At 63.6% G+C, this 19,227-nt stretch carries 14 protein-coding genes; 11 read left to right on the top strand and 3 right to left on the bottom strand.

The window, feature by feature from the left end:
* The first annotated feature begins 209 nt into the window (after window positions 1–209).
* The 8 genes from CVS27_RS03590 to CVS27_RS03555 all read left to right on the top strand — a co-directional run bounded on the left by CVS27_RS03590 (window position 210) and on the right by CVS27_RS03555 (window position 10,221).
* Window positions 210–1,439 (top strand): sigma-54-dependent transcriptional regulator family protein, encoded by a 1,230-nt coding sequence (locus tag CVS27_RS03590; RefSeq protein ID WP_103464362.1) that lies wholly within the window; start codon window positions 210–212, stop codon window positions 1,437–1,439.
* A gap of 1,923 nt (window positions 1,440–3,362) precedes the next feature.
* Complete coding sequence (exaC, locus tag CVS27_RS03585) at window positions 3,363–4,886, top strand: acetaldehyde dehydrogenase ExaC (protein WP_103464361.1); 1,524 nt, start codon at window positions 3,363–3,365, stop codon at window positions 4,884–4,886.
* A gap of 176 nt (window positions 4,887–5,062) precedes the next feature.
* Complete coding sequence (gene adhP / locus CVS27_RS03580; protein WP_103464431.1) at window positions 5,063–6,073, top strand: alcohol dehydrogenase AdhP; 1,011 nt, start codon at window positions 5,063–5,065, stop codon at window positions 6,071–6,073.
* Between the two features lie 119 nt (window positions 6,074–6,192).
* The gene (locus CVS27_RS03575) at window positions 6,193–6,603 is read left to right on the top strand and encodes a DUF779 domain-containing protein (protein WP_103464360.1); all 411 of its coding nucleotides are present in this window, start codon (window positions 6,193–6,195) and stop codon (window positions 6,601–6,603) included.
* 92 nt (window positions 6,604–6,695) lie between these two features.
* Window positions 6,696–7,310, top strand: a complete 615-nt coding sequence (locus CVS27_RS03570) for a Maf family protein (RefSeq protein ID WP_103464359.1) — start codon at window positions 6,696–6,698, stop codon at window positions 7,308–7,310.
* Window positions 7,311–7,496: 186 nt separating this feature from the next.
* On the top strand, window positions 7,497–7,940 hold the full coding sequence (locus CVS27_RS03565) for a hypothetical protein (RefSeq protein ID WP_103464358.1): 444 nt from the start codon (window positions 7,497–7,499) through the stop codon (window positions 7,938–7,940).
* Window positions 7,937–8,284, top strand: a complete 348-nt coding sequence (locus CVS27_RS03560; protein WP_103464357.1) for a winged helix-turn-helix domain-containing protein — start codon at window positions 7,937–7,939, stop codon at window positions 8,282–8,284. Before CVS27_RS03565 ends, CVS27_RS03560 begins: the two co-directional genes overlap by 4 nt.
* A 134-nt stretch (window positions 8,285–8,418) precedes the next feature.
* The gene (locus CVS27_RS03555; RefSeq protein WP_103464356.1) at window positions 8,419–10,221 is read left to right on the top strand and encodes an acetyl/propionyl/methylcrotonyl-CoA carboxylase subunit alpha; all 1,803 of its coding nucleotides are present in this window, start codon (window positions 8,419–8,421) and stop codon (window positions 10,219–10,221) included.
* Window positions 10,222–10,378: 157 nt separating this feature from the next.
* On the opposite strand, the gene CVS27_RS03550 is transcribed toward CVS27_RS03555, so the two are convergent.
* Complete coding sequence (locus tag CVS27_RS03550) at window positions 10,379–11,788, bottom strand: MFS transporter (protein ID WP_103464355.1); 1,410 nt, start codon at window positions 11,786–11,788, stop codon at window positions 10,379–10,381.
* 316 nt (window positions 11,789–12,104) lie between these two features.
* Here CVS27_RS03550 and CVS27_RS03545 point away from each other — a divergent pair, with 316 nt between their 5' ends.
* The 3 genes from CVS27_RS03545 to CVS27_RS03535 are packed head-to-tail and all read left to right on the top strand — an operon-like array spanning window position 12,105 to window position 17,202.
* Window positions 12,105–13,511: an MFS transporter gene (locus CVS27_RS03545; protein ID WP_103464354.1), complete on the top strand. Its 1,407-nt coding sequence runs from the start codon at window positions 12,105–12,107 to the stop codon at window positions 13,509–13,511.
* Window positions 13,512–13,570: 59 nt separating this feature from the next.
* Complete coding sequence (locus tag CVS27_RS03540) at window positions 13,571–15,655, top strand: molybdopterin oxidoreductase family protein (RefSeq protein ID WP_103464430.1); 2,085 nt, start codon at window positions 13,571–13,573, stop codon at window positions 15,653–15,655.
* Between the two features lie 32 nt (window positions 15,656–15,687).
* Window positions 15,688–17,202: an FAD-dependent oxidoreductase gene (locus CVS27_RS03535; RefSeq protein WP_103464353.1), complete on the top strand. Its 1,515-nt coding sequence runs from the start codon at window positions 15,688–15,690 to the stop codon at window positions 17,200–17,202.
* Window positions 17,203–17,324: 122 nt separating this feature from the next.
* On the opposite strand, the gene CVS27_RS03530 is transcribed toward CVS27_RS03535, so the two are convergent.
* Together CVS27_RS03530 and CVS27_RS03525 are read right to left on the bottom strand one after the other, a co-directional pair.
* On the bottom strand, window positions 17,325–17,468 hold the full coding sequence (locus CVS27_RS03530) for a methionine/alanine import family NSS transporter small subunit (RefSeq protein ID WP_103464352.1): 144 nt from the start codon (window positions 17,466–17,468) through the stop codon (window positions 17,325–17,327).
* Window positions 17,465–19,069 carry a sodium-dependent transporter gene (locus CVS27_RS03525; RefSeq protein WP_103464351.1) on the bottom strand — a complete coding sequence of 535 codons (1,605 nt, stop codon included), beginning with the start codon at window positions 19,067–19,069 and terminating at the stop codon, window positions 17,465–17,467. Before CVS27_RS03525 ends, CVS27_RS03530 begins: the two co-directional genes overlap by 4 nt.
* Window positions 19,070–19,227 lie beyond the last annotated feature (158 nt).

Below are 19,227 nucleotides of genomic sequence, written 5' to 3'. Positions count from 1 at the left end.
GCGTCACTGGACAGATAATGCCGCTTCCCACCGTGGAAGCGGCATTATCTGTCCAGTGACGATGCGACGGCGGACCCGTCCCCAGCCAGCTGGTCTAGACTGGTGATCTGCGGCACATCTTCGCAAATCTGCGGGCCGTATCCCATCAATGGCGCTGTTCCCACCAATGACGCTGTTCCTACCAATGACGCTGTGGTTTTGGAGAGTTGATGCCCCCGACGCACCCCCTGCTTGCCGATCTGCCAGCCTTGCGGCCCTTGGTGCGCGAGTCGTGGCAGCGCTCCATGGATGCCCTGAGCACGCCCGCCGGCCTCACTCCTCCGGTGGTGTGGGAGAGCCGGGAGCTTGCCGAATTCCGCCGCGATCACCCGCTGGCCGCGATCATGCCCGTCATCTCCAAATTGCTGGTCCAACCCAGCCGCGACACCGGCCTGCTGATCGCTGTGGGCGACGAGCACGGGCGGCTGCTGTGGGTGGAAGGCGATCCCTCAGCCCGCCGCCAGGGGGAGCACATCAACTTCGCCATGGGCGCCGACTGGTCAGAAACCGTTGTTGGCACCAGCGCCCCGGGCACGGCCCTGGTGCTGGGCCGGAGCGTGCAAATTGTTGGCCAGGAACACTTCAATCCCGCCGTCCACTCCTGGAGTTGCACCGCAGTTCCCGTCCACGACCCGGATTCGGGGGCCATTTTGGGCATCGTGGACATCACGGGCGGGCCCGACGCCGTGGGTGCCAACACGCTGTCCCTGGTGCAGGCAACCGTGGCTGCAGCACAGGCGCAGCTGCGCATCGAGCGGCTGGAACAGCGGGTGCAGCATCCGGCTCCTAAGCACGGCAATTCCAACAAGCCGCTCTACCGTGACAGCTTGCAGGTCCTGGGTCGCGACCAGGGCCTGTTGCATGTTTCCGGCCAGGCACTGACCCTCAGTGAACGCCACACCGAAATCCTTGCCGTGCTGGCCTTGCATCCCGAGGGTCTCAGCGCTGAGGAACTCTCCGACAAGGTCTACCCCGAGGGCACCTCGCTGACCAGCATCCGGGCCGAGATGGTGCGCCTGCGCAAGCTTTTGGCGGCGGAGGCCCCCACGCTTGTGCCGGAATCCCGCCCGTACCGGCTGCCCCGGACGCTCGTGGTGGATGCCGAGCAGGTGCACAACTACTTGGACCGCGGCGCGCACCGGCTGGCGCTGAACATTTACCGCGGCGAGGTCATGCCGCGTTCGGCGGCCCCGGAGATCGAGGGCCTGCGCACCCGGCTGGCCATCCAGCTCCGCGAAGCCATTCTCAACGACGCCAGCCCCGAAGTCCTGCTGACGTACCTGCAGCTTCCCGAGGCAGCGGACGACGTCGAAGCCTGGCGCTGTGCCCTGCGTGTCCTGCCGCCGCGCTCACCCAAGCGCTCCGCCGTCGTGGCTCATTTGGAAGCCCTGGCGCGGTAGCCTCCCTTTTTCCAACTGACCCGCAGAAAACGCCGAAAATCGCCACCAAATCGGCTTTTTTCGCCGTTTTCTGCGGGTCAGTTTGATGGGATGGCGGGCTGCATCTGCGCGGCACGGTCCTTCGCGGGCGCCCACCCCAAGTCCCACATCCACCAGAGCTTCAGGCTGGCCCACAGCATGAGTGCCGTCGCCACCGGAACCACGGCCAGCTACATCCGCCAGGTGCGGACGCCGGCCATCTTCTTCAGCAGCACGCAGCCGGCCAGCACGACCACCACAGTTGCCACGATGGAACCCAGCACCAGAACAACAGTCTCATTCCCCATGGAATTGCCTCCTCCGCTTGGGGTGAGTGCGCTGTCTTGGATATGTCCGCCCGGGCCAAGTTCAGCATCGGTTCTGTCTACTGCCCTGGCTTGATAAGAAGCCTGCCCGCCATGAACACTGGCGTGGCTCATTACAGACCTGCCAAGCGGTAACCCTTTCGATGCGTCACATGACTGACAGTAACCGTCGATATTGGAGGAGACATGAGCATCGTTGCTCTGGACCTGTTCAATCGCCAGGTAGCGGCTTTGGCAACGCCCATAATTGGGGGTTCAGTTCCTACCCACCCCTGTTGAGAATGCCGACCGAGTAGCGACGCAACCCATAGCAAAAAAGGTGCGGGGCGGGCAAGGAATGCATACCGATGCACTTGCTTTGCCCGCCCCATAAGGTGCGTTACTGTGGTCGTCTCAAGCTGTCGACAACCACATACTGCTGGTGTTGCTGTGTCCGTCTCCCACTGCCTGACGGTCCGGTACTGCTGTGGTCGTCTCAAGCTGTCGACAACCACGTACTGCTGGTGTTGCTGTGTCCGTCTCCTACTGCTTGACGGTCCGGTACTACGGGCACTTCTCATAATGCTGGTATTGCCATTACTTGTGTTGCTGTGGTCTTCTCAAGCTGTCGACAACCACATACTGCTGGTGTTGCTGTGTCCGTCTCCTACTGCTTGACGGTCCGGTACTGCTGGTCCTGCTGTGGTCGTCTCAAGCTGTCCGACGACCACGCTTTCCGGGTCCTGCTGTGGTCATCTCAAGCTGTCGACAACCACATACTGCTGGTGTTGCTGTGTCCGTCTCCTACTGTTTGACGGTCCGGTACTGCTGGTACTGCTGTGGTCATCTCAAGCTGTCGACAACCACATACTGCTGGTGTTGCTTGTGTCCGTCTCCTACTGCTTGACGGCCAGATTTGCTGCAACGGCGCTTCCCCCTAGACAAGCAACTTCAACTACTTTGGGCGGGGGAACTTCCGTTCTCTTTTTCTTACGAGAAAAAATATAGCCACTCTCCGAAATCTCGTCAAGTCGTCTTCGGACGGTTGAGTTTGGTCGCCTTTTGCGGTTGGCTCGGGATCTACCTTGTGGCTCGCATTGGTTTAGCGGCACGTCATCGTAGTCATCTGCCTTAGTGATCGCTGCTGGCCGGACACGCGGCGCTTAAGACGTTGCTGGGGATCTGGTGCAAATTTTTGTGTGTGCCTCTAGGCCGCGGTGGTTCTTGTGAGGAGATATTTGGTTGTCCGGGTGCCGGGCCGGGTGAGTTGGTGGTGTCACGCGGTCAGGGAACCTTTCACTGGGGTTGCCTGGTGGTGGCCGCGAACGGTGGGTATATGTTGCGTGTCAGTGCGTGTGTGTATTCTCTTTTCTGGGAGGTGGCTAACCGCCTTGATTGGTTGGCCACTTCTTCTTTAAACTCCCGGGATCAGTAGCCGGCTACCGGGCTAGTCCCCTATGGCATGACCCGGTCAACCCTTGACAGTTATAGAAGCATCCCAGACTAGTGGGCCCCGGACCTTGCAACGTGCTTGCAACGTGACTCCCCGTACTGTTCTGGGCAAGGACATCGACGTCCCCCACGCAGAGGAGTTTAGACAATGACTGTTTATGCACAGCCCGGCCAGCCAGGCTCAAAGGTCACCTTCAAGGACCGTTACGAAAACTGGATTGGCGGCGAATGGGTTGCCCCCGTCAAGGGTGAATACTTTGAAAACATCACACCCGTCACCGGCAAGGTGTTCTGCGAGGTGGCCCGCGGTACGGCCGAGGACATTGAACTCGCCCTGGACGCAGCCCACAAGGTGGCCCCGAGTTGGGGGCAGACATCGGCCGCCGAACGTGCAGCCATCCTGAACAAGGTGGCAGACCGGATCGATGAAAACGTTGAGCTCCTGGCCGTGGCCGAATCGTGGGACAACGGCAAGGCCGTGCGCGAAACCCTCAACGCCGACATCCCGCTCGCGGCAGACCACTTCCGCTACTTCGCCTCCGTGGTCCGCGCCCAGGAGGGCCGCCTGACCCAGCTCGATGACAACACCACGGCCTACCACTTCCATGAGCCGCTCGGCGTGGTGGGCCAGATCATCCCCTGGAACTTCCCCATCCTGATGGCCGTATGGAAGCTGGCCCCGGCACTCGCCGCGGGAAACGCCGTCGTGCTTAAACCAGCGGAGCAAACACCCGCCTCCATCCTGGTCCTGATGGAACTCCTCTCCGACATCCTGCCCGCCGGCGTCATCAACGTGGTCAACGGCTTCGGTGTGGAGGCCGGCAAGCCGCTCGCCTCCAGCAAGCGCATCCGCAAAATCGCGTTCACCGGTGAGACCACCACGGGCCGGCTCATCAGCCAGTACGCGTCGCAGAACCTGATCCCTGTCACGCTGGAGCTCGGCGGCAAGAGCCCCAACATCTTCTTCGACGACGTCATGGACAAGAACGACGCGTTCTACGACAAGGCCCTTGAAGGCTTCACGCTCTACGCCTTCAACCAGGGCGAGGTCTGCACCTGTCCCTCACGCGCCCTGGTCCAGGCCTCCATGTATGAGGCGTTCATGGCCGACGCCGTGGCCCGCACCGAGGCAATCATCCAGGGCAACCCACTGGACACCGACACCCAGATCGGCGCCCAGGCTTCCAACGACCAGATGGAGAAAATCCTCTCCTACATGGACATTGGCAAGCAGGAGGGCGCCACGCTGCTCACCGGCGGCGAGCGCAACATCCTGCCCGGAGATCTGGCCGGCGGCTACTACGTCAAGCCCACCATCTTCGAAGGCACCAATGACATGCGCATCTTCCAGGAGGAGATCTTTGGCCCGGTGCTCGCGGTGACCAAGTTCGACGACTACGCCGACGCGCTGCACATCGCCAACGACACCCTCTACGGCCTGGGCGCCGGTGTCTGGTCACGCAACGGCAATGTGGCCTACCGGGCGGGCCGTGAGATCCAGGCCGGGCGCGTCTGGGTCAACAACTACCATGCCTACCCCGCCGGTGCAGCGTTTGGCGGTTACAAGTCCTCCGGCATCGGCCGCGAAAACCACGCCATGATGCTGGACCACTACCAGCAGACCAAGAACCTGCTGGTCAGCTACAGCGAGGACAAACTCGGCTTCTTCTAAAACCCCCTCCCGACGCTCGCTCACTAACGGGGCTGTTTTCACCGACGCTCGCTCACTAACGGGGCGTTTTTCGGGAACGCTCCTGCACCTTTTCCACGCTCGACGCCGGGCACCTGCCCCAGGTGCCCGGCGCACGCCCGTCATCACCACGTTCATTGGAGAACCACATGACCACGATGCATGCAGCAGTTGTCAAGGAATTCGGCGCACCCCTCAGAATTGAGGAATACCCGCTGCCCACCCCCGGGCCGGGCCAAGCTCTAGTGAAGTTGATCGCCAGCGGCGTCTGCCACACGGATCTGCACGCTGCCGAAGGTGACTGGCCCGTCAAGCCCAGCCCGCCGTTCGTGCCCGGCCATGAAGGCGTGGGTGAAGTGGTTGCCTTGGGCGACGGCGTCACCTCCTTGGCGGTTGGCGACCGTGTGGGCAACGCCTGGCTGTGGAGCGCGTGCGGCGACTGTGAATTCTGCCGCACCGGCTGGGAAACTCTGTGCGAGTCCCAGCAAAACGGAGGTTACAGCGTGGACGGCTCCTTTGGCGAGTACATGCTGGTCGATGCCGAGTTCGCCCCGCGCATCCCCGAGGGCGCCGACCCCGTGGAGATTGCGCCAGTACTGTGTGCCGGCGTCACTGTCTATAAGGGCTTGAAGATGACTGAGGCCCGCCCGGGCCAGTGGGTTGTCATCTCCGGCATTGGCGGGCTGGGGCACATTGCTGTCCAGTACGCCGTGGCCATGGGCCTGCGTGTTGCAGCCGTGGATATTGCCGAGGACAAGCTGGCCTTGGCCCGCAAGCACGGCGCCGAAATCACCGTCAACGCCCGGGATGAGGACCCGGTGGAGGCCATCCAGCGCCAAACCGGCGGCGTCCACGGCGTGCTGGTCACGGCGGTCCACCCGGCAGCGTTTGGCCAGGCCATCGGCATGACCCGCCGCGGCGGCACCATCGTGTTCAACGGTCTGCCGCCGGGCGATTTCCCGGCGCCCATCTTTGAAGTGGTACTCAAGGGCCTGACCATCCGCGGCTCCATCGTGGGCACCCGCCAGGACATGACCGAGGCCATCGACTTCTACGCCCGCGGCCTGATCCACCCCACCGTCTCCACCCGCAGCTTAGGCGAAATCAACGAGGTGCTGGAGGAGATGAAGGCCGGTGCGATTGACGGTCGAGTGGTCATCGCCTACTAGGCACGCTCCCTCACCTTAGGGCCTTACCAAGCACGACGCCGGGCACCTTCCGCAGGTGCCCGGCGCACCCATTTGTCCCAGTTTGCCCGTCGAATGCAATTGCCGAATCGAGCCACACCATGAGCCAAGTTTTGGATGCCGCCATCACCATCCCGGGCGAAACACAGTCCCGGGTTGCCCTGAGCGGCACGGCCGTGGAACTGCTGCAAAAACTGTGGGGCATCCACGGCCCGCTCATGTTCCACCAGTCCGGCGGCTGCTGTGACGGCTCTTCCCCCATGTGCTACCCGGCGGGCGAGTTCATCACGGCAGAAGCTGACATCCTGCTGGGCCTCTTTGAGCTCCCCGGGTGCGGGCCCGTGGAGTTTTGGATGTCGAAGGAACAGTTCAACTATTGGTCGCACACCCACTTGACGGTGGATGTGGTGGCCGGCCGGGGCAGCGGTTTCTCCGTCGAGGTGCCGGAGGGCAAACGTTTCCTGATCCGCTCCCGGCTGGTGGACGGCTTCGTGCCCGCCTCCCAGCAGTAACTCCGATCTGTGGCACAGCTGTTGAACCGCCAAAATCAGTGCCAGGCGCTCTTTCAAACGTTCCGCGCAACAACCGAGCCTAAGCTTGAATCATGACCACACCCGCACGCCTTGTTCTGGCCTCCAAGTCCCCCGCCCGCACCAAACTGCTCTCCGACGCCGGAATTGTGCACAGCATTCTTGTCTCGGACGTGGATGAGGACGCCGTCAGTGCCGCCGCCGGCCCGTTGACCCCCGCCGAAACAGCGCTGCTCCTGGCCCGTGCCAAGGCCGAGGCCGTGGCCGCTGGCATGTCCGACGGACTCGTGGTGGGCTGCGATTCGGTCTTTGAGTTCGACGGCGAGCCGTACGGCAAACCCTGGGAGGCCGCCGTCGCCCTTGAACGCTGGCAGCTCATGCGCGGCAAGTCGGGCGTGCTCCACACCGGCCACTGGCTCATCAACGCTGCCGGCCGGGAATCAGTTGCGCACGGCGAGATCAACAGCGCCGTGGTCCACTTTGAGGACGTGTCCGACGCCGAAATTCTCGCCTATGTTGCCACGGGCGAACCCCTGCAGGTGGCGGGCGGATTCACGATTGACGGTCTGGCCGGGGCGTTCATCAGCGGCGTGGATGGTGACCCACATACGGTGGTTGGGCTGTCCATTTCCACGCTGCGGCGGCTGCTGGCCAAAACGGGCGTTTCCATCACGGAGCTGTGGGCCTGAGCGGCCAAAATCATGAACGTAGGCGTGGAACCCACCGTGAGTTCTGCGCATACGCATTTATGCGCAGAACCCACAGCGGGTTTCACGCATAATTTCAGGGACGCCACAGAAACTACTTGACGGAATGGAAAGTACTTTCATATAGTTGTGTCATCAGGCAACACAACGTCAGCGAAAGGCATGTCCATGACTCGGCAGAACAGCTCCCCCTCGGCCGCAGAAGCCCGCGAGCTCCTCGCCCGGGCCGAAGGCATCGGCAGCACGGCCACCAGTGCCGCCGGCTGGCCAACCGCCATGGTGTTCAACTCGCTGGCCATCATCGGCTCCATGATGATGATCGGCTTTCACATTGTTGCCCACACCGACTACGGGGCCCCGCTGCTGGCCATGAGCGTGGGCGTCTGGGCCATGATCACAGCCTTCACCTGGACGTTTATGCTGCGCACCACCAAGGCCGGCTTCTCCAAGCGATTCGCCACATCGCTCATCGCGTACTTCGCGCTCTACGTAGCCGCCATCGCCACGGGAGCCCTGGCGTTTCCCAACGGCAGCCTGGCCTACTACATCAGTGCCGCAGTCATCCTCGCGGCAACCGGCGTCGCCGCAGCATTCCGCGAGTTGCGCGCATGAGTAAGCAGCCAGCCCAAGCAGAGAGCCCAGCCCCGCAGGAACAGCAGGGAACCCAGCACCCCCGCCACGAACTCAGTGAAGTGCTGCACCAGCCCGTCAGGTTTTCCATTGCCGCGGCCCTGGCCAGGACCGAAACCATGGATTTCAAGGACCTGCGCAACACCATCCAGGTAAGCGACTCCGTGCTCAGCAAGCAGCTCTCCACGCTTGAAAAGTCTGGCTTCATTGAGGTCAAGAAGGCCTTTGTGGGCAAGTTTCCCCGCACCTCGGTGAAGCTGACCGCCGTCGGGCATCAGGCATGGGAACACCACATCGCCACACTGCGCCTCATTGCCGGGGACTAATGGCCGGGGACTAACTAAGACCATTTTGTAGGTTCTCCACAAAAGAACCGTCACGCACACGCATAATAGGCATGATGTGTGAGGAAATTCCACATAGTCACGCTAGGCTCTGTGAAGAATAGAAGGAGTCTCGTGTGAGCATTTCACAGTCCGCCAGTGCGCAAAAGCTGAGCAAAGTCCTGATCGCCAACCGCGGTGAAATTGCCGTCCGCATCATCCGGGCGGCCCGCGACGAAGGCATCACCTCCGTTGCTGTCTACGCTGAGCCGGACCGGGACGCACTGCACGTGCGCATGGCCGATGAAGCCTTCGCGCTCGGCGGGTCAACCGCAGCAGACTCCTACCTGGTCATGGAGAAGATCCTCGACGCCGCAAAGCAGTCGGGCGCCGACTCCGTCCACCCCGGCTACGGCTTCCTGGCCGAAAACGCCGATTTCGCCCAGAAGGTTATCGACGCCGGCCTGATTTGGATTGGCCCCTCCCCCGCAGCCATCGCCGCGCTGGGTGACAAGGTCCAGGCCCGCCACATTGCCGAAAAGGTTGGCGCACCCCTGGTGCCCGGCACCAAGAACCCGGTGGCCTCCACCCAGGAAGTCCTGGACTTCGCTGAAGAGTTCGGCCTGCCCTTGGCCATCAAGGCAGCCTATGGCGGCGGCGGACGCGGCATTAAAGTTGTCCGCACCCGTGAAGAAATCCCCGAACTGTACGAGTCGGCAGTCCGCGAAGCCGTCGCAGCCTTTGGCCGCGGCGAGTGCTTCGTGGAGCGCTTCCTCGACGCCCCCCGCCACGTGGAAACCCAGTGCCTGGCAGATGCGGCGGGCAACGTCGTCGTCGTCTCCACCAGGGATTGCTCCCTGCAGCGCCGCAACCAGAAACTGGTGGAGGAAGCCCCCGCACCGTTCCTTACCGATGACCAGAACAAGCGCCTTTATGAAGCGTCCAAGGCCATCATGAAGGAAGCCAATTACGTTGGCGCCGGCACCTGCGAATTCCTCGTGGGCACCGACGGCACCATCTCCTTCCTCGAGGTCAACACCCGCCTCCAGGTGGAGCACACCATCTCCGAAGAGGTCACCGGCATTGACCTGGTGCGCGAGCAGTTCCGCATCGCCCGCGGCGAGGAACTGGGCTACGGCGACCCCGAAGTCCGCGGCCACTCCTTCGAGTTCCGCATCAACGGCGAAGATCCGGGCCGCGGCTTCATGCCGGCCCCCGGCACCGTCACCACGCTGACACTGCCCACGGGCCCCGGTGTCCGCGTCGATTCCGGCATCACCGCCGGCGAGGTCATCGGCGGCAACTTCGACTCCATGCTGGCCAAGCTCATTGTCACCGGGGCCACCCGCGAACAGGCGCTCCAGCGTTCCAGCCGGGCACTGGAGGAAATGCAGGTCGGCGGCCTGCCCACCGTGCTGCCCTTCCACCGCGCAGTGGTCGTTGACCCCGCCTTCGCCCCGGCCAACGGCGCCGCGTTCACCACGCACACCCGCTGGATCGAGACCGAGTTCAACAACACCATCCCCGCCTTCGACCTCTCAGGTGTTTCCGGTGCCGCGGACGACGCCGGAACGCGCCAAAGCGTCACCGTCGAGGTGGGTGGCAAGCGGCTTGAAGTGACGTTGCCGGCACAGTTCGCTGTGGGCAGCGTTTCCAACGGTGGTGGCGCCAAGAAGGCCAAGAAGGCCGGTCGCAACCGCAGTGCTGGCCCGGCGGCCGCCAACGGCAACGCGCTGGCCTCCCCCATGCAGGGCACCATCGTGAAGGTGGCTGTCGCTGATGGGGACGTCGTGGCAGAGGGTGACCTTATTGTGGTGCTGGAGGCCATGAAGATGGAGCAGCCCCTCACGGCCCACAAGGCAGGTACCGTGACCGGGCTCAGTGCAGCAGCCGGTGACACCGTCGCCGCAGGAGCAGTCCTGGCCACCATCGAGGACTAACCAGACCAACCCTCGCTCACATATGGGGCGTAAATGCGAAACGCTCGCTCACCAATGGAAATTGGTGAGCGAGCGTTTCGCATTTGTGCCCCTTTTCTGAAGGAGCGTCTGCCAAAACACCCCCACTATTGCAGGAGCGTTGGAATCGGAGGAGGGGTCAGCTGACGTTGGTGGTGTAGTCCAGGTCGCGGGTTTCCTTCATGATGAACAGGGCTATCAAGGTCAGCACTGCCATGGAGGAGAGGTACACGCCTACCAGCACGGGGCTGCCATCGGCGCTCTGCCACAAGGCAACGGCGATGAACGGGGCCACGGCCGCTCCCAGGATGCTGGCCATGTTGTAGCTGATGGCCGATCCCGTGTAGCGCACATTGGTGGGGAAGAGTTCAGGCAACAGGGCACCCATGGGGCCAAAGGTGAGTCCCATCAAGGTGAAGCCGATGATCAACAGGGCCATGACGCCCACCATGCCGGCACCGAACAGCGGCACAAAGGTCAGACCGAAGACCAGGATGCCTCCGGTGACCCAGAGCAGGGTCTTGCGGCGGCCAAACTTCTCAGCCAACGGGCCCGAAACCAGGGTGAAGATGCCGAAGAACACCACGCCAATGATGAGCATGATCAGGAACTCGTTGCGGGTGTAGCCCAGGCCGGGAACCCAGGCGGCGATGGCGTCGGCGCTCATGGGCTTGCCGGCTGCCTGGGCCTTGGCCTTGGCGGCCTCAAGGGTGGCGGGAGCTGTGCCGTAGGAAAGCGTGAAGGTTGTCATGAGGTAGAACAACACGTACGTGGCGAGCATGACGAAGGTGCCAATGATCAGGGGGCGCCAGCTGGTCTTGAAGACCCGGCCAACGGGCAGCTTGGACACTTCGCCGGCGTCGATCACGTTCTGGAAGGCCGGGGTTTCAACCAGCTTCAGGCGGACGTACAGGCCAATGATGACCATGACGGCGCTGAGCAGGAACGGAATGCGCCAGCCCCACGAGGTGAACTGTTCAGTGGTCAGGCCAAGGCTCAGGGCCAAGAAGATGCCGTTGGCCAGGATGAAGCCAATGGGTGCGCCCAGCTGCGGGAACGTGCCGTAGATGGCTCGCTTGCCCGCGGGGGCGTTTTCGGTGGCCAGCAGCGCTGCACCGCTCCACTCGCCGCCAAGGGCCAGGCCCTGCATGAATCGCATGACCACCAGCAGGGCCGGTGCCCAGAAAGTCCAACCCGGCACCGAAGCCGTGGGCAGGCAGCCAATGAGGAAGGTGGCAATGCCCATGGTCAGCAGGGACGCCACCAGCGTGCCCTTGCGGCCAAACTTGTCACCGAAGTGGCCAAACACAATGGATCCCAGCGGCCTGGCAATGAACGCCACACCGAAGATGGCGAAGGAGCTCAGCAGGGCAACGGAGCCCTCGGCATTGGGGAAGAACAGGGCCGGGAAGACCAAGACCGCTGCTGTGGCATAAACATAAAAGTCGTAGAACTCAACAGTGGTGCCAATAAGGCTGGCCACGATGACCCGTCCTCGGCTATTCGCTTGTGGAATCTCCACTGTCTCCGCTTTTTGGGGAGTGCTCATGGTTCGGCTTTCTCTAAGGGCCCTGTCAGACATTTGTGAACCGATACAAGGCGTTGGCGATACTTTGTGCGACCGTCAACTCTATAGGTAGCGTCCACCCATTGGACAACTAGCGCCACTATTTGGACATTCGGGTGCGTTGCAGACGCAGCCTAACAACGCCGGGCCGCGCGTGGATAGGGAAATGTCACAACGATTTCACACCCGGTGACGGCCCCCGAAACGCCGCCTCCCTAACGTTGATCACACAGGGTTGGAAACACAGGGTTGGAAACACAGCGACGATCACACAGCGAAGCGAAGAGGGAGGCATGTCATGTCTGTAGAGAACATGAACGGCTCAATGGTTCAGGCCGGAACCAGCGCCGGAACCACCGGCGCGGCACTGACGGGCACACCGGGACGGTGGCTGCACGGTTGGGACGCCGAGGACACGGCGCAATGGGAAACCGCGGGCCGGGCCATCGCCAGGCGCAATCTTTGGTGGTCCATCGCCTGCGAGTTCCTGGGCTTCGTGGTGTGGCAGCTGTGGTCCATAGTGGTGGTGTTCCTGCCCGGCGCAGGCTTCACCTTCAGCTCTGCAGAACTGTTCTGGCTCATCTCCATCCCATCCCTGGTGGGAGCCACCCTGCGCATCCCGTACACCTTCATGGTGGCGAAATTTGGCGGGCGCAACTGGACCATCATCTCGGCATTGCTCCTGCTCATACCCACACTGGGCATGGCCTGGTGCCTCAGCGATCCCACCACTCCGTTCGGCACCATGCTGGCAGTTGCGGCACTGGCGGGCCTGGGTGGCGGCAACTTCGCCTCCTCGATGGCGAACATCACCTACTTCTTCCCGGCCCGCGAAAAGGGTTGGGCGCTGGGACTAAACGCCGCGGGCGGGAACTTGGGCGCCGCCGTCGCACAATTCATGGTCCCGCTGGCAGTCACCTTCCTCGCCGCCGGCACCCTTGGACTCCCGCTTGCCGGGCTCATGTGGGTGCCGCTGATCCTGATCGCCGCGTGGGGTGCCTGGAGGTACATGGACAATCTGGCCAGCGCCAAGTCGGACATTGCCGGTTCGCTGGCCTCCTTGCGCGAACCGCACCTGTGGATTCTGGCACTGCTGTACATTGGCACGTTTGGCTCGTTCATTGGCTTTGCGGCCGTTTTCCCGAAACTGATTGTGGATTCCTTTGGCTCCGGCGTGGGCATCCCCATTGGCCCGGCCATCATCTCGTTGGCCTTCCTGGGCGCACTGGTGGGTTCCCTGGCCCGTCCCTTTGGCGGGAAACTGGCCGATCGCTGGGGCGGTGCCCGGGTCACAGTGGCCTGCTTCGGCGTCCTGGCCCTCACGGCACTGGCCCAGCTCCTCACCCTCCCGCTGGGCAGTTTCGGGCTGTTCCTGATCCTGTTCCTGGTGCTCTTCGCCGCGGCAGGCGCCGGCAACGGCTCCACGTACCGCATGATCCCCATGGTGTTCGCGCTGCGGTCCAAGTCGGACGACGGCGGCAAAATGAGTGCCGCCCGCAAGGCGTCGGCCGCGCTGGGCATCATCTCCGCGATTGGCGCTTACGGCGGATTCTTGGTTCCGCAGGTCCTCAACGCCTCCCGCCAGGCCACAGGTGGTTACGAGAACGCCTTCCTCGCCTTTGTGGCCGCGTATCTGGTGCTCATGGCAGTGACCTGGGCCGTGTACCTGCGCCCCTCCTCCGCCGCCAAGCTGGGAAGCGTCTAGTGACGGTGCCCTCGAACGCCACGGACACCCACTGTCCCTATTGCGCACTGCAGTGCGCCATGACGGTGACGCCGGCCGCGACAGGACCAGCAAGAGCGGGAGCCCCAACACCAGCCACGCCGGGGCCCGTCATCACGGGCCGTGACTTCCCCACCAACCGCGGAGGGCTGTGCCGCAAGGGGTGGACAGCGGCAGCCCTGCTGGGCCATCCCGAACGGGTCACCACTCCCCTGCTCCGGGGCCGGGACGGAATTCACCGCCCGGTGCCGTGGACACTGGCACTGGACCTGATTGCGGACCAGGTGCAGCGGACCCGCGCAAGCCATGGCCCGGATGCCGTGGGTGTGTTTGGCGGTGGCGGGCTGACCAATGAGAAGGCCTACCAGTTGGGCAAGTTTGCCCGGCTGGCCCTGGGCACCTCAAGGATCGACTACAACGGCCGGTTTTGCATGTCCTCGGCTGCCGCCGCCGGCAACAGGGCCTTTGGCCTGGACAGGGGCCTGCCGTTTCCGCTCGAGGACTTGGACAGGGCCGACGCCGTATTGCTGCTTGGTTCAAATGTTGCCGAGACCATGCCCCCGTTCATCCAGCACCTCCAGGGTGCCCGCGCTGCCGGCGGCTTGGTGGTGGTGGACCCCCGGCGCACGGCCACTGCAGATTTCACGGCCGACGGCGCCGGCCTGCACCTGGCGCCCGTCCCGGCCACGGATCTGGTCCTGCTGCTAGGCCTGAGCCACATCGCCATCCACGACGGTTTTGCGGATGCAGGCTTCGTTGCCAGCAGAACTGCGGGCTACCAGGCCGTGGCCCGCAGCGTGGCCCAGTGGTGGCCGGAACGAGTCCAATCGATCACCGGCGTTCCCGTGCACCTGCTGCGCGAAACAGTACGCCTGTTGGCACAAGGGGCACGCGGCGGCGGCAGCTACATCCTGACCGGGCGCGGCGTGGAGCAGCACGTCGACGGCACGGACACCGCCACGGCTGCCATCAATCTGGCCCTGATCCTGGGCCTGCCCGGCTCCGCCAACAGCGGTTACGGCACGCTGACGGGTCAGGGCAATGGACAGGGCGGCCGGGAACATGGCCAAAAGGCCGACCAGCTCCCCGGCTACCGCAAGATCACCGATCCCGCAGCCCGGAAGCATGTGGCGAAGGTGTGGGGCGTGGATCCGGCGCTGATCCCGGGGCCGGGACTTCCCGCCGTCGAACTCTTGGCGTCGCTGGGCAAGCCAAACGGGGTGCGCACCTTCTTCATTCACGGGGCCAATGTGGCTGTGTCGGCCCCCAACGCCAGCCAGGTGCTGAAAGGCTTGCGTGCCCTGGATTTTTTGGTGGTGTGTGATTTCTTCATGTCGGAGACGGCGCAGGAGGCGGATCTGGTGCTGCCGGTCCTGCAATGGGCCGAGGAGGAGGGCACCATGACCAATCTGGAGGGCCGGGTGCTGCGCCGTCGGGCCGCGCTGACCCCGCCCCTGGGGGCGCGTTCGGAGCTGTGGATCATGGCTGAACTGGCCTGCAGGCTCAACGCGCCGTCCGTCTTCAGCGCCGACCCCGAAACCGTCTTCACCGAGTTGCGGGCCGCTTCCGCCGGGGGTCTGGCCGACTACTCCGGCATTGACTATGCGCTGCTCGATTCCGGTGAGCCTGCCTACTGGCCCTACCCCGCCGGCAGCACGGGCACGCCCCGGCTATTTTTGGACGCCTTTGCCCACCCGGACGGCCGCGCGGTGCTGACGCCCGTCTCCCCCTCCGCGGACCCGGCGCGGGACCCGCTTTTCACCGGTGCAACGCTGGCCCTGGTGACGGGGCGGCTGCTGGAGCACTACCAATCCGGGGCCCAGACCCGCCGCGTGGCCGAGCTGGCCGGCGCCGTGCCCCGCGCCCAACTGCTCATCCATCCCCTGGCTGCGGCGTCCCGTGGAATTTCCGACGGCGGCATGGTCACCGTTGCCAACACCCGCGGAACGGTGCGGTGCCAGGCCAAACACAGCACTGCCATCCGCTCCGACACCGTTTTTTTGCCCTTTCATTTTGCCCAGGACGAGAACGCGAATTTGTTGACCAGCCAGGCCATCGACCCCATCTCGGGGATGCCCGAATTCAAGGCAAGCGCAGTCACCGTCACAGCACTGTCGCAAAACTGAAGCACCACCGAAGCACTACTGAAGGAGGAGCCATGACGAACACACCCCTGCACATAGTTGTTGTGGGCTATGGGCCTGTTGCCGCCAGGTTCGTGGACCAGCTGCTCCCCGCCGTCCGCAGCGGCGCTGTGGCGCTCACCGTCATCGGCGAGGAATCTGCCGCCGCCTATAACCGCGTGCTGGTGGCCGATCTTGGCGTGGGGCGCACCACCGCTGCAGCCATTGCGCTCTCGGATGCCGCGGAACTTGTGGCGGCGGGCGTCAACGTTCACCTGGGCACGCGGGTGCTGCGCCTGGACCGGGCCCGCCAACAGGTGCGGTTGGCGGACGGCACCTCCCTTCGCTACAGCAAATTGGTGTTCGCCACCGGCGCGCGCCCCGTGGTGCCACCCCTGCACGGTCTCAACCCTGACCCGGCCGCCCGGGTTGCGCTGCCCCGGGGCGTCACGGCGCTGCGGGATCTGGCCGACGCCGCCCAGCTGAGCGACGCCGTCGACCGCAAGGCAAAAGTGGTGGTGCTGGGCGGTGGAATTCTGGGCCTGGAGGCGGCGCTGGCGGCGCAGGATGAGGGCGCCAGCGTGACTGTCGTTCACCACGGCACGCACGCATTGGCGCGGAGCATCGACGCCGGGGCCGGGCACACCCTGGCCGCAGCCCTGCGCAGCAGCGGCATCACCGTCATCTCGAACGCCCGCTCTGTGGGGGTGCAGCTGAGCCCCGGGCACGACGGCGAACTTCGGTTCTCTGCCCTGCTGCAGGAAAGTGGTGCTCCCGTTGAGGGTGATCTGCTGGTGCTTTCCTGTGGCGTGCGGCCTCGCGTTGAGGTGGCGGCTGGAGCTGGACTGGCCACGGACCGGGGAATTCTGGTGGACCACCGGCTCGCTGCCCTGCACGATCCGAACGTTTTTGCCATGGGCGACTGCGCGCAGGTCCGCTGCTTGGACTCCGACTGCGCCGACTGTGCTGCCAGTGATGGGCCGCTGGGGCTGATTGGCCCCGGCTGGCGGCAGGCCGAATGGCTCGCGGACTTCCTGACGGGATCTTTGGCAGTGCCGCTGCCGGCCGAGCGTGCCCCGGTCATGATGCTCAAGGCGCGGGGCGTGGATGTTGCGGCCGCCGGGGAAGTGCAGGCCGGGCCGTTCGATCCCGTTCCGGGCCTGTCCGTGAGCCAGTGGGCTGACCCCGAGCACGGAAAATACGTGAAAATGAGCACCCGCGACGGGGTACTGGCCGGCTTCATCAGCGTGGGCATGCCCCGCACGGGCGCCGAGCTCACGCTGCTCTTTGAACGCGGCTCCGAACTCCCGGCAGACAGGTCGGCCCTGCTGCGTCTGGACGGCCCCGACAGGGACACTGCGGCCACGGCGGATCCGGCCCGGACAGTGTGCCGGTGCGCCGGTGTGGCGGAGGAAACCATCACGGCCGCCGCCGCCCGCGGCTGCTCGACCGTTGCGGAAGTCTCTGCGGTTACCCGGGCAGGAACGGGTTGTGGTGGTTGCCACGGAGAGCTCAAGGAGCTGATCGAGAAGCACTTCGCCCCCGCCTAAAACCAACTTCACAACTTCACAACTTCACAACTTCACAACTGACCCGCAGAAAACGCCGAAAATTCACGGTTTTACCGTGATTTTCGGCGTTTTCTGCGGGTCAGTTGGCGCGGTCGTCGCCGCTAGAGCTCGTGCGGCATTTCCTCGGGGGCCGGAAGCTGATCCTCATCTTCCGGGTGGCGGGCCAAGTTCCACATGGCCAAGGCCAGCCCGCCCCAAATCGTCAACAAGGCAATGATCATCATGGTGATGGCTACCGGGGTCATGATTGAACCTTCTCTCGGTTGTTGTCAACGTCGCCGTCACGTTCGGCGGCTTCGTTGAACTCGTCGTACTCGGCATCGTGGAGCCTGGACTTCTCGCTCCAGGGAATCAAGGAGAGAAGCACTGCACCCACAATCAGCGCACCCGCCATGCCCCAACCGAACACCCCGTTGAACCAGGCCGGATAGCCCGAGTACTGCTCGGTGCTCTTGGTCTGGATCTCGTTGATGAGCATGTAGCCCAGGGCCACCGGCACAATGCCGCCAACCACAACGCGCCAGCCGACGCCCATCTTGATGGTTGAGGTCTTGTTCAGGTGCTTCTGCAGGCGCGGGAGGCTACTGAGCCCGGCCGAGACGACGATAACTGTGACCAGGGCACAGGCGAGGATGCCGAACTGGTTCACGAACGCGTCCGAGGTGTCCAGCAAGTGGATGCCCGTGGTGGTCGGGAAAAGAATCAGCGAAATCAGGGCGATCGGGATGGTGACGGCCAAGGTGGCTACCTTGCGGCTCCACCCGAGCTTGTCCTGGAACGCCGCCACGATGACTTCCAGGATGGAGATCAACGAGGTCAAGCCGGCAAAGACCAGTGAGCCGAAGAACAGGACTCCCAACACTGCACCGAAGGGTGCTTCGGAAACAATGGTGGGGAAGGCCACGAACGCCAGTCCGATGCCGCCGGAGGCGACCTCGTCCACGGCCGTTCCGGATGCCACGGCCATGAAGCCAAGGGCAGCAAAAACGCCAATGCCGGCAAGGATTTCAAAGCCGGAGTTGGCGAAGGCCACCACCATGCCCGATCCGGTCAGGTCGGTCTTGCGCTTGAGGTACGAGGAGTAGGTGACCATGATGCCAAAGGCCACTGAGAGGGAGAAGAAGATGTGCCCGAAGGCCGCGGCCCACACACTCGGGTTCTTCAGAGCAGCCCATTCCGGGGTGAAGAAAGCGTTGAGGCCTTCCATGGCGCCTTCGAGGAAGAGTGACTGCACCACGAGGATCACGAACATGACCACCAGCAGCGGCAGGAACACGGCATTGGCGCGTGAGATGCCCTTGTTAACACCGGCCACCATGATCACAATGGCCACGATCCACACGGCCAGCATCGGGAAGAAGACATTGGATACGTAGTCAAAGGACAAGCCAGCCTCGGGGGCTGACTGGAGGTAGTTGGTGAAGAAGAACCCCTCTGCGTCATCCCCCCAAGCCTGGGTCACGGAAAACCAGGTGTACATGGCTGCCCAGGCAATGATCGCCGCATAGTAGATGGCGATGACGAAGCAGATCAGCACCTGCCACCAGCCCAGCGGCTCGGCGGCACGGTGCAGCCTGCGGTACGACAGCGGGGCTGAGCCGCGGAAGCGGTGCCCAATCGAGTAGTCCAGGAACAGCAGGGGTATGCCGGCGCACAGCAGTGCAACCAGGTAGGGAACCAGGAAGGCGCCCCCACCGTTTTCGTAGGCGACATAAGGGAAGCGCCAGATATTGCCCAGCCCGACGGCGGAGCCGATCGCCGAGAGTATGAAGAGCTTGCGCGAAGAGAAGGTCTCTCGCCGGGCCGGGGCAGCTGCCCCGGCCCCAGCTATGGGTGATTTAGTCATGAAGCTACGCTAGCCCACTTGTGCCACAAACCACATGTTCTAGGCGCAAAAACGGGCAGTTCACGCCCCGTGTAAAAATCGCAACTGACCCGCAGTAGTGGTCGAAAAAACGCGATTTCGCGGTGTTTTTCGACCACTACTGCGGGTCAGTTGAGGCG

Origin of the sequence: Arthrobacter glacialis (genome assembly GCF_002909445.1) — a bacterium.
Taxonomy (GTDB): Bacteria; Actinomycetota; Actinomycetes; order Actinomycetales; family Micrococcaceae; genus Specibacter; species Specibacter glacialis.
The sequence above is the reverse complement of the archived record's forward strand: the minus strand, read 5'-3'. Positions and strand labels throughout refer to the sequence as shown.